The sequence below is a fragment of the Ohtaekwangia sp. genome, from assembly GCF_036786105.1.
Classification (GTDB): Bacteria; Bacteroidota; Bacteroidia; order Cytophagales; family Cyclobacteriaceae; genus Ohtaekwangia.
This window is the reverse complement of sequence record NZ_DAIQRQ010000007.1, coordinates 119,692-137,530: the sequence shown is the minus strand read 5'-3', so window position 1 is coordinate 137,530 and position 17,839 is coordinate 119,692. Positions and strand designations below refer to the sequence as shown.

Sequence of the window (17,839 nt, the reverse complement as noted above, 5' to 3'; positions counted from 1 at the left end):
ATCTCCCAGAATTTAGTACGACCATTATCATACCGAACCCAGTCTGCCGCCAGGTGAGCCGCCATTGCCACGGGGTTCGTATCGGTACTATAGCGGGCGTACGAATAATTTACCGTAATGATACCGGTGCTATTGGTCATTCCGAGCATCTGATAATAATGATCGAGCGACATAGTCCAACTGGCAGTGTTGCCTCCATACCAATACGGATATGAACTTCCGGCTGTGCCGTTGGCATCGAGTAAATATTCGGGTACATCGGAAGGGAGATCATCTTTTGTAGTAGCATTCCAGAAATACACACTGCTCAGATTCCCACCGGGAAAACGCAACAGGTTTGGCGATAATGTTTTAATGTTATCGATCAATGCCGGCTGATCTACCATCTGTGTCATAAATATATTGGCATTGTTTCCATATATATACTTCGAAACAGGCGCTACTACACTGGTATGATCGATGGTTACAACACAGGTGGCGGCCTTGGTGGGCTTGGTATAGTCTTCGTATGCAGGACTGGTTATTGTTTTGGCCTCGAAGTCGTTCAGAAAAAATCCCTGTGGATTTTGGGCGAACGAAGGAAGAGCCGAAAGCAGCAAAAACAGATAGAGGTAATTATTCCGCATCATAATTTTTAAGAAGTAATAAGAACACAAACTTTATAAAATGACTAATGGTACGCTTGCGCGTACCATTAGCTGAAATAAACTGCTAAACCATTATAACAGTCCCATATCATCTATATAGAAGAGATACGGCGCGCTTGGTGAGGTACTGCCATTATCCTGGAATACCACGAAACTTAACGTGCTAGGACTTCCCCAGGTAGACAACGGAATAGTATAAACTACCCATGCACCTTCCGTCAGGGTTACCGTATAGGTAGTGCCCCAGTTTATATTCATGTTCAACACCTTGCCGGTTGTACCCGGGCCTCCGTATACAGCAAATTTAATAGCAGTGTATCCGCTCAGCGAAATATCAGCCGTGTGTAATTGAACACCACCCCACGATCCGGTAAAGGTCTGCTTGTATGAATACTCTCCGGTTTTCACAACGGTGGTGGAAGAATAATCCCACTCGCTTGACCAGCTCCAGTTATCCCAGCTGCTGTTAAACTTATCGGCATAAATGATGTAGTTCAATCCGAAGGTAGAAGACGAAACCGTTGTACCCAACGCTGTCTTCACAACAATGTAAGATACTTTCGTTCCATCCGGTACTACTACCTGAATCTCTTTCGGATCAGCACTTACAATATCGGCGTAGAGTGTATCGGTTGTTCCTGCGTTTACAAATGCTACGCTTACCAGGTTATCGAAGTAATCACCGTCAATTGTAATGGTGGCACCATTTTCTGCTACGCCGGTAAAACTGTTGATTACCGGAGCCTGTGTAACCACAAATGACAGCGTGGCTTCACCATGCTCTGTTACCACACGAATTGTGTTATCAACATTCGCATACGGTGCATCTGCAGGAATTGTGAGAATGATGTTATCATTCCGCACAAACGTAGGGTTGAATGTTGCCGGATAACCGTTGAAGTATACTGCCTTCGTAGAGGCCAGGTTGCTACCAAATATTACAACCATTTGCCCGCGCGCTCCACTTTGCAAAACTGAATCCTTCGGCACAATGCTCACGTGATCCAACATAGGCGGAGCATTATCGTCATCGCTGCAGGAAAAGAAAAGTGCTGCACTACACGCCAGCGCAATCATCCCGATCAGTAGTCTTGTGATATTATTTTTCATACTTGAATTATTCGTCCGTCAAATCATTGAAATACATAAGGTACAGGTTCCCTGCGCAGGCTTGGTGCCTTTGCCAGCTCGTTCTCCGGTATAGGAAGGTTGAAGTTTCCATCGCCCACGCTGAAAGTAGTTTGGCCTGTATAATCGGGGTCTGGCTCTATCTTCCACGATGTTGCAGCGTCAGGATCGTCTGGTGTAATGCGCGTAAATCCTCTATGCTGATTGCTGAGTATATCGTACGCACGTTGCGGATCGTAGTAATGCAGTCGCACAAAGTCATACCACATCTGTCCTTCCATAGCAAACTCCAGATGGCGTTCGTTGAAGATATCGTCCCAGGTGAGTGAGGTTTTTTCCGGCACACCGGCACGCGTTCTGACCATGTTGAAATACTTGAGTGCTTCTGCATCGGAGGTTGATGCATTATTACCCAGAATGGCTTCTGCATATACCAGGTATACATCTGCGAGGCGCAACATATAGGTCTGGATTTCGGTGCGTTGCTGCAACACCTTGCCATCGTTATCTTCCGCTCTGCCTACTACATATTTCTTTATCCATGCACGGGTGTTATAGCCACTTGCACCGGTTGGTACAACGAGTTCCTGAATTACTGAATTACCGTTATTGTCCAGCACCTGCTGGTGTATATAGCTATAGTGGTCGCCTGGCAGCATAAAGCTTGCTTTTCTGCGCTTGTCTGGTGTACTACCAAAAATGCCATTTTGAACAAGGCCTTCATATTTACTCAGCATATAGATCGATGCACCCAAATCTCCACCCCAGCCATCGGCTGTGCCGGTAATGCTGGATGAGAATGCGAGGAATGCCTGTACACTATTCTGTGTTCCCCAATCACCATTATATACCCACTGCAATGCAAAAAGTGTTTCTGAATTATTGTTGTTCTTCATTTTGAACAACTCTTCATAATCCGCCATCAGCGATGCACCACTGTTCTCAATTACATCTTTTGCCAATACACGGGCACTGTCCAGGTAAGTCTGGTTGCGTGAACCGCTCTGCCCAACACCGGCACGTGTCAGGTACATTTTTGCGAGCATACCTTCTGCAGCCCACTTGGTAAGTCGCCCTTTAGCCACCGGTGTTTCCGGTAAATGTGTTGTGCCGTAGCGGATGTCGCGGCATATAAATTCCCATACACTTTCCACTGTATTCCGTGTTACGGTGGTGTCCTGCAGAATGGCAATGTTATCAGTAAACACGGGAACAGCGCCGTAGTTTTGCACCAGGTAAGCATACGCGAGACCGCGCATGAAACGCGCCTCTGCTATAGCATGTTGCTTAATACCATCGGTAACATCGGCACCTGCATATTTATTCAGGTTGTTGATCAACACATTGGATTGGCCCACTACGTTGTAGAATGCACGCCAGGAAGCATAGTTCTCGGCAGTTGCACCGGTGGTCCTGAACGTAATGTTCTCCAGCTGATATGAGTAGTTCGCACTCAATACGCCTCCTCTTCCATCGCCTATACCGTGTGAAGCTTTATCGTTGTAAGCAAACCACACAGCATTATAAAGCGGTGCAGAAGCCGCCAGTACCTGGGCATCTGTTTTATAGAAGTTAGCGTCTACAATAGAGTCTGTAGGAGGCTGGTTGATGAAGTCATCGCCGCACCCCGTCAGCAAAGCAAGGGCGGTGGCGATGGCTATATAACTTTTATATATCTTTCTTTTCATTGTTCTTTCAAATTAAAAGTTAGAAGTCAAATCCGATGCTGAAGGTATATACCCGTGTGAGTGGATAACGTCCATAATCCAGACCGATTGACTGATCGGTAGAGCTTGCATTCTGACCTACGTACGCCCCCACTTCGGGATCGTACCCTTTATAGTGGGTAAGCGTGAAGAGGTTTTGTGCACCAACCGTTACACGGGCACCGTGTACTACACTTTGTCTGTTGAGAAAGCTGGTTGGAACGTGATAGGTTAATGAAACATTCTTGAAGCGGATGTAAGAACCGTCTTCCACAAACTGATCGGTAAAGCGAAGTCTGTTACCATTCACGTTGCTACCGATGCGCGGGATATAGGCATCCGGATTGGAAAGGTGCGCTTCTCCATTATCATCCTGCACTACTTTGGCATAACCGAGCGCTTCAGACATCAGGTTGCGGCCGAGGTTTATATTGTTCGGGTTTGTGTTGTTATAGCGCAACAGGTTGTAAACATCGTTGCCGTATACACCGGTAATAAGAATACTCAGGTCAAATCCTTTGTAGGATATCGTGTTGCTGAATCCTAAAATAAATTTGGGCCACGGATTACCAATGTTAGTACGGTCGTTCACATCAATAATGCCGTCACCGTTCAAATCTTTATACTTGATATCCCCTACATATATATTGTTCGGATCTACCGGATATTTATTTCCGCTGTTATCAACCGGGCGAGGGCTGTTGGTGGCATCCGCTACAGACTGGAACAATCCATCATACAAATATCCCTGGAAGAGCCAGGGTGCCTGCCCTATAGAAGAGCGTTGATCCCAGTTATTACCAGAGCCTGTATCTCCTACATACCACGGTGTTCTGTCGATGAATGCAGTTTGAGAATAAAACTTCGTAACCTTCGCTTTAAATCCGGAAATGTTAAAGTTGCTTGTCCATTTCAAACCACCTCTGTCAATATTTATCGTTGTTAAAGAGAACGCCCATCCTTTGTTCTGCATAGAGCCAACGTTAATAGGGGGCGGTGTTATAGAACCTTCACCATTGGTTCCCAGATAATCCGGGAGCGGAGCCGTCATCAGCAGGTTATCAGTCTTCTTAATATAGAAGTCACCTTCTAATTGTATACGGTTCTCCAGCACGCTGATGTTAAAGCCTATATTGTTTGTTTTTGTTTCTTCCCACTTCAGGTTATCGTTTCCATATCTGCTTAATAAGAAACCAGATCCCCATTGTGTAGAGTAACTTTTCAACGGACCGTAGTAACTGGTGCCACCCTGGTTACCCGTTACACCGGTTTCCAGGCGAAGCTTCAACTCATTGATAAAAGACAAACTCTGCATAAAGGGCTCTTGTGTAATTCGCCATGCAGCCGATACGGAAGGAAAGTAACCCCACTTATTATTGGCACCAAAGTTTACTGAACCATCGGCACGGAACGCACCTTGTATATAGTACTTGTCTTTATAGTTATAGTTCAAACGCCCCAGGTACGATTCCATCCCCCAGATGCTTTGACCACCACCGGCCGTAGCCGTTTTATCATCACCAATTTCGAGGTCAGGTATGCTGTTGGTAACAAAGCCCGACTTTGAAGCTGACAAGTTTTTCCATGTGCTTTTCTGTGCTTCGTGGCTGACCATCACACCAAAATCATGATTACCCAGTTTTAAATTATACTGAATCAACTGGTTCCAGTTCCAGTAAAATGTATTGGCACTGGTTACGGACAAATTCGCAGTGTTATTGATCTTGTCGCCCAATCTATACGTTGGTATAAAGTAATCCTGGCGGCTTGATCCGATGTTGGTATTCATACTCGATTTAACCAGCAATCCTTTTACAGGAGTAACTTCAACGTTGAATCCTCCGAGGAATCCGTTTCTCTTCAGGTTGTTTTGAATCAGACTTGAGATTGCCACCGGGTTCAACGGTGTAAACTGTACGCTGCTTCCGTTGGTTGCATCGGCACCACCCCAGGTTCCGTCAGGATTTTTTACCGGAATGTTGGGAGCCAGTGCCAGGGCATTGCTGATAACACTTTCCTGTGTAGCAGAGATGCCTTCGTTCGTTTGATTGAAGTTCAGGTTTGTGCTAAGCTTTAACCATTTGCGTGTCTGGTTGTCCAGATTTAAACGCACGCTACCGCGCTTGAATGATGAACCGATCGCTATACCATCCTGGTTGAAATATTCACCCGACAAATAGAATGTAGTTTTTTCACTACCTCCACTCACACCAATCTGATGCTTTTGAAGTGCCGCTGTTTTGAAAAGCGCTTTCTGCCAATTGGTACCATCACCTAATAAAGATGGATTAGAATACTCGGTAGGAATTTCACGGCCCTGGTAAGTATATATTTCACCTACCATGCGTGCGTATTCCGAAAGATTCATTACCGGAAGTGTTTTCGGTGTCTGCTGATTGGAGTATAAGAAATCGTATGTGATTTTAGTCTCACCTGCTCTGCCTCGTTTGGTTGTGATCAACACCACACCGTTTGTTCCGCGAGAACCATATATAGCGGTTGCGTTAGGGCCTTGCAAAATCTCAACGCTCTCGATATCGGCAGGATTGATACCTGCCAGCGGGTTAGTAGAACTGGTTGAACCATAGTTGACGTTGGTAGTTGATTGAATCTGAACACCGTCAATAACATAGAGTGGATCGGTAGCACCGTTGATCGTGCTGATGCCGCGAATATTTACCGATATACCTCCACCCGGCTGCCCCGAGTTTTGTGTAACGTATACACCTGCAGCACGGCCTTGTATGGCCTGCTCGATGGTGGTGTTAACCGTTTTTTGCAGATCCGCTGCCTTGATAGAAGTCTGCGCAGCCGACATATCGGCACGTCTCATTTCACCATAGCCCACAACGACTACTTCCTGCAAAGTTTCTACATCTTCTGATAAGGCTACCTTAAACTTGGTTTGACTTCCAACGGGTACTTCCTGAGTTTTGTATCCTATAAAAGAGAACACCAACACATCATCGGCACCGGCTTCTATTGAGAAGTTACCGTCTGAATCGGTAGTTACCCCCACCGTGGTTCCTTTCAACAGTACGTTTACACCAGGCATGCCCTGGCCTGCCTGGTCTGTGATTACGCCCGTCACGATCTGCTTCTGCGCATAGGCCAGCGTTGCAGCGCCTGACAGAAACAGGATCACGAAGACTCGTAATAGTTTCCTGTAAAGTTTTGTCATCATAAGGTTAATTTGGTTTAGCAGTTATATTGATCTATCTCTATTTTCCTTTCGGAAGTAGATTCGGTGCGGAATGCGGGATCTGATCCGTGCGGGATGAGTTGTGAAATACTCATCCCGACAGCATGATCAGTTAACCCAAATCTTACAATGCGTTTGGTTATTCCCGTGAAATGGGGATGAGAGCAATCCTTGTTGTATGCCGGAATGATTTCTGAAAGGACCGCACTACCTATCCATACCCGAAAACTGTTCTTTTGCAGAAAAGCGGCAGGTAAACAGGTTAGGGGCAGTATGATGAATAAGGCGAGCATCCTTTTCATGAAATTTTATTCCTTGTTACAATCGAATAGCGGACAAAAATTTCCGTAAACGATTGCAATAAAATTAGGTCGTAACGCCCTTTGAATAGGTATGAAAATGTTCCAAACTAAGGGGTTAAGTGTTAACAGAGGGAGGCAAATGTTTCAGAGAACATCCTTTTTTGTTAACTGATCAAACGTGTGCATGGATTTTTACATCGTTTGCGTGCCTTTTGGCAAGGCATGCCTCCTCCATTCGGCGTGAGAACCGGTTCTTCGAAATAGGAAACAGATGGCTATAAAATGATGGCCAGCGACGCGGAAATAGCGATGGCTAGATAAATCAATAATTCCAGTGTCAAAATCCACTTTGATTTACTTCGCATGTTACCCATAACAGGGAGAGGTTTTGATTCCGGAAATGTACGGACGGGCACCCCGGAACACAGGCATCAAATCTTCACGATTCAGGTGGCATTTGTAACGATGCTAATAATCCCGATCGTTATCGGTAACAGATTAACCACTTCAAAGCCTCATGAGGCGTTGTGCCTTTCGGTTGTCATCATTTAAAAGGGATTGAAACAAAGGGAGAATTTATTTCGCCATTGCCCGCAGCGCATATACCTCCGGCCGTTGATTGTTTATACCAATCACGATACGCCTTCCGTCCCAAATGGCATGCCTTGCATCACCCCGAACACATAGGCCAGACGATGACGGAGGCACTTTCACAAAACCTCCCTTACCATCACCGAACAGCAGCACGCCAAAATTACCAACGGCTTTTCCGAAGCGCGATCGTGTGGCCGAAAGATTGCCTAACGCCAGCAGATCCGGCTTGCCATCTTCGTTAGCATCCAGTACGGTGAATGAAAAAACCGGGGCAACCTGTGTCTCGATTGGTAAGGGAGTCAATTTCAATTCATTTCCGGTGTTTTGAAGATAGCATGTCGCCAAAGTATAGGCCGTGAGTTTACCAGACTTTGCGAGTTCTTCCGGTTTTAATATAGTCTCGATTGTTGCTGTTGTATATGATTTATAATCGGGAAATCTCTTTTTGAAAGAAGGCAATTGATCCGTTAGTTCATCGCGTGTGGGCATCGGATAGCTATGATCGCCAATAAAATAGTTCATCAAAGGATCAATCGAACCATTACTATCAAAATCGGCATAGTAGAGCGACATAGGACGGGAAAGTGAAGGCTTGAATTGATTATTCATACCAAAATTTCCCACAGCAAAATCAGGATCGCCATCATTATCAAAATCACCGGCTTGTATACAATTCCACCAACCGGCTGTTTCTCCTTTTATATAATCGTGTGATTTATCAGCAAGCTTTCCCTGTTCATTTATATATATTGTTATCGGCATCCACTCGCCCACTACAATCAGGTCAGGCCGGTTGTCTTTATTAAGATCGCTCCAGCAGGCATCGGTAATCATACCTGATGATTGCAAGGCAGGTGCTATATCCTGGGTAGCCATGCTGAATTTGCCATGACCATCGTTCACTAAAATATAGCTTTCTGGTGCCTGCGGATATTTACCGGGGGTAATTCTTCCTCCCACAAAGAGATCCAGATCGCCATCGCTATCTATATCGGCAGGGCGAACGCATGATCCGCTTCCATAAAATTCCGGCAGCGTTACGCGATTAAAATTTCCTTTTCCGTCATTTCTGTACAGTTTATCGAGCATGGCCTTGTCGTTCAATGCAAACTCATAGCCGCCCGTAACAACATACAGATCCTGATCACCATCATTATCCATATCAAAGAAAACTGCGTCCACATCTTCAGAGGCAGCATCTTCCGTAAACACCTTGTGTTGTAAATAACCGTTATTTTTATCCTGGAGAAATAAAACACCTGCCTGGTTCTTCGCACCTCCTATATATAGATCTGGCAACCTGTCTTTATTCACATCGCCTGCCGCCAGTGCCGGGCCGGCGGTGGAGTACATGCGTGGCAAAAGGCTTTGCATTTTAAAATCGATAAAGTCATTTTCAGTATGCTTGAATTTTATTACCTCTTCTGCACGCGAGAAGAGCACAGGCTTATTGACGTGAATGGCATTCTTCGCGGTTGCATTCTTTTGCCAAAGCATAATCGTCTGGTCAGCTTTTAAATGTTTGATATGCTGCACCTCACCGCGAGGCCACTCTACATATAGTGAGTCAATAGTCTCATTCTTTCCGAGGCCAAACAATAGCATAGGTTCTACAGATGATTGAAACCCTCGCGTAGGCCATACATATTTCTTTTGAATCGCTCCCTGTTGAAATATAGTTACCTGAGCTCCTATACCTGCTGTGTTCTTATCGTTGCCCATCAGCTTTACCCGGAGAAAATGATTGTGCATCAACTTTTCCTGGTTATTGCGATAGATTCCTGCAGGTTCGTCCAATTGATTCGTAACCAGATCGAGATCGCCATCATTGTCAAGATCGGCATACGCAGCACCATTCGTTAGTGCTTCACGATTGAAGCCCCAGTCGAACGAAACATCCTGAAACAGATTATTTCCCGTATTTCTGAAAAGGTAATTATGGCTTTTGGTAGATGGCACTTTGTTCAATGCTTCGGCTAATTCATTCGTGCTAAAGCCACGTTTTGCTTTCAAGGTTTTGTCGGCCTCATATCGAAGAAAATCGTTGCTGGTAAAATTTCGTTTAAAGCCGTTCGAAACGAAAAGATCCTGCAGGCCATCATTGTCAAAATCTGCTGCGAGCACCGCCCAACTCCAGTCCGTGTTGGATATACCGGCCAGTTGTCCCATCTCTGTAAATGTGCCGTTGCCATTGTTGTGCTGTAGCATGTTACGCATATACTGGTGGTGAAGGCCGTTCTTCACCATGGTAGCATACACATCGTAGCGATCGGGCCAGTAAAATTCCTTTTGCCGTGCATTGCTTTCGGGCAACATATCCAGCGTAACAATATCAAGCCAGCCATCATTGTCAAAATCCGCTATATCCACGCCCATGCTAAACTGCGATATATGCGTTAACAGACTGTCGCCAGCATCTTTAAAAAAAAGGCCGTGCTGGTTTAGCAGCAGTTTGTCTTTCTCAGTATAGTCGTTGGTAGTATACAGATCTATCCAGTCATCATTGTTCAGATCACCTCCGGCAACACCCAGCCCATAGTTGGAGGCAGGTCCATGTATACCTGCTGAATCGCTTATGTCTGTCATTTTACCGCCATCATTTCGAAAAAAGCGGTTGCCTACATACCGCACCCGGTCTTTGTAACGCGTAGATATATCGTAAGAATTGGAGATAACCAGCCGGGAATGGTTCAGCAGCAGCGCATCCAGGTCGCCATCTTTATCATAATCGAAAAAAGAAGCTTGCGTAGTGTATGAATCGTCATTTAATCCATAGGCTGCGGCTTTATCGGTAAATGTGAGATCGCCATTATTGATGAACAGCAAATTTACCCTGAACAAGGGATGGTCTTCTGCCGATTTACATACATAAATATCCAATAGACCATCGGCATTAAAATCAACCATCGATACACCGGTTTTCCAGCCACTGGCGGCAGCAACGCCTGCTTTGCTGGTAATATCTTCGAACTGAAAATTTCCTTTGTTCAAATATAGTTTGCCCGGCCCCTGGTTGGCACTGAAATATATATCTACCAGGCTGTCGTTGTTAATATCACCCAGCGCCACTCCACCACCATTGTAAAAATACTCGTATGTAAAAATATTTCTGGCAGGTGTCTCTGTATTGACATTGCTGAAAGATATGCCGGTTTCTTCGGCTGTCAGTTTTGTAAAGAGCGGTTGTTTATCGGTCTTTTCAGGCGCTGTGCACTGAAATACCACCAGGAACAGCACTATTCCATAGGCAAGCAGGTCGGCAGTTTTTTGCATGAGGAACTTCTTTTAGTAAAGAAAGCAAAAGCTATGTTTGCAAAAAAGAGGAACGAATCACTTTACTATAGCGCGCAAGGATGCTTAAAAAGTATACTTTCGTAGAGCGTTACAAAAATTCGGATCGCTTACTTCTTCTACCTGTATCTACACTGGTTGCTGCCGGTGCAGATATAGCCCATATATACCGGGGAATTTTCAGTTCGTACAATATCCTTTCAAATTTGTGTTGACGATGTACCCGGTATGATGATCGATGCTTGCCTTATGCAGTGGAATTTGTAAACCCGAAGCCATGCGCTTTTAACAGACTTTACTTTTTTGTCCGGAGGTGAAAAAAAAACAGATGGTGCGTGCCAGATCAACTTCCAATCGGTAACCGTAAAAGAAATCCCGGAGCGACTGCCATTCAATTGACTTTATTTCTTCAATATCTATACTATAAATCCATTGTCGGTTAGCGCCGCTACCACTTTATCGCTAGCGTGTAATTTTCCATTTTCCAAAGGGTTATATAGAGTGTTTGTAATGCCTGTTGAGTAATAGTAAACCTAACAACAAGCGTTGCAACATCAAATTCAATGGGACTGCCGAACTTTTTCTCCGCGAACTCATAGTTATCCTCCCCCAAAAAAGGTATCTTTAGTTTGTTGCAGGCCGATCTGAACGCTGTTGTTTTTGCAATCTCCGATACTGTTGAAATCAAATCTTTACCATGCAATATTGGCTTTATGTAATAAAATTAATTAATCATCAATAAAAAACTACCTGAACAAACGGTACGGCTACACGCAGTGATAAAGTTTTGTTTTTAAAATAGTATAGTATTGCTGCAATAATTGAGAATGAAAAAAGATTGCGCAAAATGTACAAATAATCGCTGCATATACTTTTATTTGCTGCATTGTAATTTTTAATGAATTTAAACGCGATATAATTCCCAGGAATACTTCACCTTAGTAAGACATAAGACATCATCGTCCACTTAATCTTAAACGCTTATGAAAAGAGAACTAAAAAGGCCCAATGGCAAAGAAGTCTTCGTTACAATTACTTACGAAAAAGAGAACGATCTCATTTACGTTGACTGGAACGGATTTCTCACTGTTGAGCAGGTAAAAGTCGGATCGGAAGAATTATTAAAAATGATTAAAGAGATACACTGCTCAAAAGTTCTTGTTGATAATCGCAAAGTATCAGGCCCCTGGCAGGCGGCCAACGAGTGGTATCAAACCGATTGGAATCCACGCGCTGCCAAAGAAGGATTGACCGATATGGCTGTAATTATGTCCGACAACATCTTTACACAACTCTCGCTGCAAGGTTTTACCAAAGCAACAAAGGGGGTATATACGGTGGCTATTTTCAACTCAGATCCAGACGCACGCAAGTGGCTGAAAGAACAGGCCACGGTTGCGAAATAAAAATATTAGTCACCCCATTATTATGAAGCATCCCGTATAGTAACCTACGGGATGCTTTTTTTTCGGTACGGTTATGCGCGTTTCCAGGTAACCTGAAACATGGGCGTACTTAAGATAAGATAGTCGCCTTCAATTTTAGCATAACGAATTTCGTCATGCCCTACCCAATTCGGAAAGAGGCTTCCTTCTACTTCATGAATAAGTTCACCTGGGCTCTTTTCATAATACTTTCCCCAATACGCAGCATAACTGAGATACGCTTCGGTAAATTCTTCAGGAGTTCCTTCTGCCATCGAAGCTGAAGTAAAATTGGAACGGCCGCTTTTCATAAGCTGGGCATTCATATAGCCATGGGTATCGTACATTAAAATGCCCAATGGATTTTTGCCGAAGAACTCTACGGGTTCGCTATCGCCGGGCACATACTTCCAGGAAAGCAGTTTCCAGGTGCCTACAATTTTATCTTTGACGGATTCTTTCATGGTATATAAATGATGACAGGGTGTTTGAAGATTTTTACAACAGACAGAATATACTTTGTTTCTGTCATAACAAAAAGCAATCGTCACACCGGTGTAGCAAAATGCCGCACAGGTATGACGATATTGTTCATGATATTTTACAGTAATGTTTTCGCAGGCTGTGCTGCAAAGCTGTAGATCACATCCTGAACGAGCTGCGTTACAAAAGCAGCGTCATGCTCAATGTAACGGTGGCCCCCCGAACGTGGAATAAGCTTGAACGATGCAGATGTTTCGCGTGACCATTGTTCGATCTGGCTTCTCTTTACGCGTTCGTCTTCCGAACCGTGGATAGCAATAATCGGTATATCCAGCGGAGCTTCCTGTGTAAACGTATAGTGATACAGGAACTGAAGATCCGCACGCAAAATGTTGATCAACAACTTTTGAATTTCTACATCACCAATGTTGGTGATGTCCAGGTGTGGATACATTTGCACCAGCTCTTCATCCGAAAGCGTATAGTCTACCTGCTTCTTGTCGTAAGCATCAAGCCCTGAGGTAGACGATATAAACAATGTCTTCGGAAGCGCGAGGTTATTTCTGCGAAGGTCGCGTGTAATCTCAAAGGCCAGCATACCCCCCATGCTATGCCCCAGGAATATATAGGGCTTGTCGAGCAGCACAGTAATAGAAGGCATAATGTCGCGCATGAAAGTGTTGAAGTCAACGTATGGAATCTCTTCCATTCTTCTTCCGCGTCCGGGCATTTCTATCAATACAACTTCAACGGATTCATCCAGCATATTTTCCCAGCCGTTGAACAACGCAGCACTTCCACCAGCATCATGAAAACAGAATACGCGGAACGCTGCATTCGGATTAGGCTTCGGAATAGTATACCAGCTGGTATGCTCTTTTGCCTGCGTGCGCACTCCGGCCTCGGATAAGCCGTGGTCCTGAGCCGCCAATACTTCGCGCAGATATATAGCATACTCATGAATACTTGGATGCGACCAGAACATACCTACCGGTAACTTTACCGACAGGTCTTTCTCCAACAGATTGCGCAATTGCACTGCCATCAGCGAATCTACCCCCATACCTTTGAAAGTCATGGTATTCTTGATGCGCGTTGACGATATCTTGATGATCTTGGATACATGCTGCGTAAGCATTTGCTCAAGCGCATTCTGCTTGTCAGCTTCCAGGCTCAGGGTAGCATAATTCTCCATGAAGTCGAAACCTGACTTAGCACCCTGTGTACCGGTTTTTGCAGCTTTGCGCATGGCCACACCTTGCAAGCCCGTGATGCGCATTACCGGCGTATTATCGTAGTTGGCAACGGTTATATCGGCGCTAAAGCTCCAGGCATTCTGATCATCGCCATATTTTGCCAGCGGATGGAACACCAGGAATCCGCGCAACTCACGGCTATAGTTAATCGCTTGCTGCAATTCCACCTGGTCTATCTTCAGAAATTTTACATCCAGGAAACTTCCTTCTTCCAGTATGCTGGTGAGCTGCCCGTATATCGGCTGCAGGAATGCGCTTATCATGGCCGGATGAATTTTATATTTACCCGATGTAAGTGCTACATTTTGATCGGCCTTAATCGAGAACAATACATTCGGGAAAGGGCGATTACCCACTTTATCCAGACCGGTGATCTGCTGAAAATGTTTACCGTAGTTGAAACCGATGGAGCGCAGCAAGGTATAGTAATTTATACCATCGGTATAAGCTGGTGCATGATACTCCATCTGGCTGAATATCTCCGGTGCAGGCGCATGTTCTTTCACCACATGAATTCCGCCAGTTGCCAGTTGTACCCAGCCCGACTCCTGATCTTCTTTCTTAAAGATATATACTTTGCCTTTCTGCTCGTTTTCCAGTACCAGCTTCACTTGCATCGCAACGCGGTCGTTCTCCGATAGTGTTACATACTTTGAAAAATGCAGGTCTTCAATCTGTACCGGTATATCGTTGAATACCTGGCTAACCGCCTCCAATACAATTTCAATATAGCACGACACCGGAAGTTTTACCTGATCCTGAATAAGGTGCTCCCGGAGGTACGGAAATTTACCCAGGCTGACAGACGACTCCCAGAAATATGTATTGTTCATGTTGGCCAGGCTGATCTTGCTTCCCAGCAACGGATATTGTGCTGCTATATCTTTACCGGTCTCCAGTTCCTTCGACAGGTCTTCGAGCTCGTAGCGCTCGCGCTGGAATGGATAGCCCGGAAGATTTACCGATGGTACAGCAGTAGTGTTATAGAATTTTACCCAGTCGATTGAATAGCCTTTGCTATAGAGATCATTCAGATTCTTTAACATAGCCTCCTGTTCCGGATTATCGCGTTGCAGGGAAGCGGCTGTAATAATTTTCTTCTTGTTATGCTCAGCACACTCTGTTACTGCATTTACCAGCACAGGATGTGGATTGGCTTCAATAAATATAGTATGATCATTCTGCAGTAATGTTTCCATTACCGATGCGAACTGCACACAGCCGCGGAGATTATCCACCCAATAATCGGCGCCCATATCAGTGCCGCTCATTACGCGGTTGTATACCGATGATACAAATGGAATTACGGTAGGTCTGGGTGCTACTATTTTCAGTTCTGCACGCAACGGCTCTTTCAGCGGGTCCATCTGCGGACTATGAGACGCTACGTCTACTTTTACCAGGCGGCAGAACAATCCTTTACTTTCCAGTTGCGCAAGTACTTCATCAATAGAAGCCTTATCGCCGGCAAGTACAGTGGATTTATGACTATTGTTTACTGCTACAGAAAGTTTACCACTATAATTGGCGGCTACTTTCTCGGCGTCTTCACGACTCAGTTCGGTTACAGCCATAGCCCCACCTTTACCGGCTACTGTCTTCATCAGCCGGCTACGCTCGCAGATGATGCGTGCGGCATCTTCCAGCTTTAAAGCACCTGAAATATAGGCAGCTGCAACTTCGCCCATGCTGTGTCCTACTACCGCCTGTGGTTCTATACCCCACGACATCCATAGTTTTGCCAGCGCAATCTGCATGGCGCAAATGGCAGGCTGTATAACGTTAATCTCGTTGAGACGGCTGTTCTCCGGTGTAGCGTTGATCTGATCGATGAGCGACCAATCGGTAAACGGACGGAAGGCTGCATCGCAGGCTTCGATGGCATCGCGAAATACTTTCTCTTTTACGAGCAGCTCGCGGCCCATCCCCAGCCATTGTGCGCCCTGGCCCGGAAATACAAATACGATTTTTGCATTGGCAACCGGCTTGCAGGGTGTTACTTCCTGATCATCTTCTATAAAACGCTTCAATGCTTCCAGTACTTCTTCACGCGAAGTTCCGGAGAACAAATGGCGGTGATCGAACGTCTCTCGTCTCAATGCAGCCGATATACAAATTGACCGGAACGTTACTTCATCGCTCTTTTCGAGCAGGGCAACATAGGCACGGGCATAATCTTTAACCGCCTGCGATGATTTGGCCGATATAGCCAACGTATATATATCTGTAGAACGGTTCGTTGCTATAGTTTCCTGTTTTTCAGCACGGTATTCTTCCAACGCAGCGTGGGCATTCGTACCCCCCCAACCAAAAGAATTAACACCTGCCTTGAAAGTTTCATTACCGTTTACCGGCCAGGCTGTAAGCTCTTTCTGTACTTCAAGCTTTAAAGATTCGAATGGTATATTGGGATTCGGAGTATTGAAGTTGAGGTTGCCCGGCAATGTTTTATGCTGCATGGCCAGCACTACTTTAATAAGACCGGCTATACCGGCGGTTGCTTCAGTGTGACCGATGTTGGTCTTTACTGAACCGATGCGGAGTTTGTTTCCGGTTCTGTTTCGTCCAAAGTACTCTCCGATAGCACGCGCCTCATTCGGGTCACCAAGTTTTGTGCCGGTGCCGTGTGCCTCAATATAGTGCACATCCTGCGGCTGTATACCGGCTTCCGTATAAACTTTATCAAGCAGCGATATCTGGCCTTCCGTGCTGGTGGCAGGAAGTGTATCGTTAAAGCCGTTGTTGTTCACGGCTGTTCCGCGAATTACTGCAAGTATATTGTTGCCATCACGTTCAGCATCCGAAAGTCTTTTCAGCAGCAATACGCCACCACCTTCGCCGCGCACAAATCCATCGGCATCATTATCGAACGTGCTGCATCTTCCCTTTACCGAAAGACCACCGAACTGTGTTAACTCTATATATTTATCCGGATCGAGAATGTGGTTAATACCACCTACAACGGCCATTTCTGATTCATTGCTCAATACACTCTGGCAAGCAAGGTGCAATGCTACCAGCGAAGCAGAGCATCCGGTATCGATCACCAGGCTTGGGCCGGTAAATCCGAGGGCGAAAGAAACACGGTTGGCTACCACGTTAGACGACATGCCCACTGCAGAGTGTAGTGTTGGCCTGGCATTCTTGGCCTTACGGTAATGTTCGAAGTCGGTCCAGATATTGCCGACATATACTCCTATATTTTTACCTTTTACATCGCGGAAAGGAATAGTAGAATTTTCGATAGCTTCCCAAGCGAGCTCCAACATTAATTTTTGGGAAGGACTCATCTCACTCGCTTCCGCGGGTGATATATTAAAGAAGAGTGGATCGAAATCATGAATGTCTGATAACAGTGAAGCATGACGTTGCTGTACTTTTCGATCGGCCTGTGGATCCGGATCATAATATTTAGCAGCATCCCAACGTTCTTTTGAGATTTCTGCAATAGTATCCTTTCCGTTTTTCAGTATATCCCAGAATTCATCAAGTGAATTTGCATTCGGGAACCGGCATGACATTCCAACAATAGCAATAGCTTCTTTGCCAAGAAATGTGTTTAACGATTTCATACAAACAGTTTTAGTGGGTGTTTAGACAAAACTACTTACCTCTACGATGAAAGACTGTTCAATAAACCCGCAAAGCTTACTTTGTGTAATATTTTACGGGAAATCGTTTTCAAAGTGAACGAATCCGAAAAATTTTCGCAGTAATATCAATGATGATTAAACATTTATATGTTTTGACATGCCTTGTAAGAAAAGTAAAAATACCAACAGACGGGAGAGTAAATTTTGTTTTCA

General features: G+C 44.9%; 8 protein-coding genes. 1 reads left to right on the top strand and 7 read right to left on the bottom strand.

The window, feature by feature from the left end; genetic code table 11:
* The 5 genes from V7Q33_RS05770 to V7Q33_RS05750 all read right to left on the bottom strand — a co-directional run.
* The coding region (locus V7Q33_RS05770; protein WP_333819187.1) for a hypothetical protein at positions 1-629 on the bottom strand (629 nt) is incomplete at its 3' end.
* A 90-nt stretch (positions 630-719) separates the two neighbouring features.
* Positions 720-1,757: an IPT/TIG domain-containing protein gene (locus V7Q33_RS05765; protein ID WP_333819185.1), complete on the bottom strand. Its 1,038-nt coding sequence runs from the start codon at positions 1,755-1,757 to the stop codon at positions 720-722.
* Positions 1,758-1,780: 23 nt separating this feature from the next.
* The gene (locus V7Q33_RS05760; RefSeq protein ID WP_333819184.1) at positions 1,781-3,463 is read right to left on the bottom strand and encodes a RagB/SusD family nutrient uptake outer membrane protein; all 1,683 of its coding nucleotides are present in this window, start codon (positions 3,461-3,463) and stop codon (positions 1,781-1,783) included.
* Between the two features lie 19 nt (positions 3,464-3,482).
* A complete protein-coding gene (locus V7Q33_RS05755) occupies positions 3,483-6,665 on the bottom strand; it encodes a SusC/RagA family TonB-linked outer membrane protein (RefSeq protein WP_333819183.1) in 3,183 nt (1,060 codons plus the stop codon).
* An 896-nt stretch (positions 6,666-7,561) separates the two neighbouring features.
* Positions 7,562-10,852, bottom strand: coding sequence for a VCBS repeat-containing protein (locus V7Q33_RS05750; RefSeq protein WP_333819182.1), 3,291 nt, complete (start codon positions 10,850-10,852; stop codon positions 7,562-7,564).
* Positions 10,853-11,853: 1,001 nt separating this feature from the next.
* Here V7Q33_RS05750 and V7Q33_RS05745 point away from each other — a divergent pair.
* Positions 11,854-12,276: a hypothetical protein gene (locus V7Q33_RS05745; RefSeq protein WP_331980693.1), complete on the top strand. Its 423-nt coding sequence runs from the start codon at positions 11,854-11,856 to the stop codon at positions 12,274-12,276.
* Between the two features lie 71 nt (positions 12,277-12,347).
* On the opposite strand, the gene V7Q33_RS05740 is transcribed toward V7Q33_RS05745, so the two are convergent.
* Together V7Q33_RS05740 and V7Q33_RS05735 are read right to left on the bottom strand one after the other, a co-directional pair.
* Positions 12,348-12,758: a lipocalin-like domain-containing protein gene (locus V7Q33_RS05740; protein ID WP_331980691.1), complete on the bottom strand. Its 411-nt coding sequence runs from the start codon at positions 12,756-12,758 to the stop codon at positions 12,348-12,350.
* A 137-nt stretch (positions 12,759-12,895) separates the two neighbouring features.
* Entirely contained in the window at positions 12,896-17,605 is a 4,710-nt protein-coding gene (locus V7Q33_RS05735; protein ID WP_333819181.1) for an acyltransferase domain-containing protein, read from the bottom strand.
* Positions 17,606-17,839 lie beyond the last annotated feature (234 nt).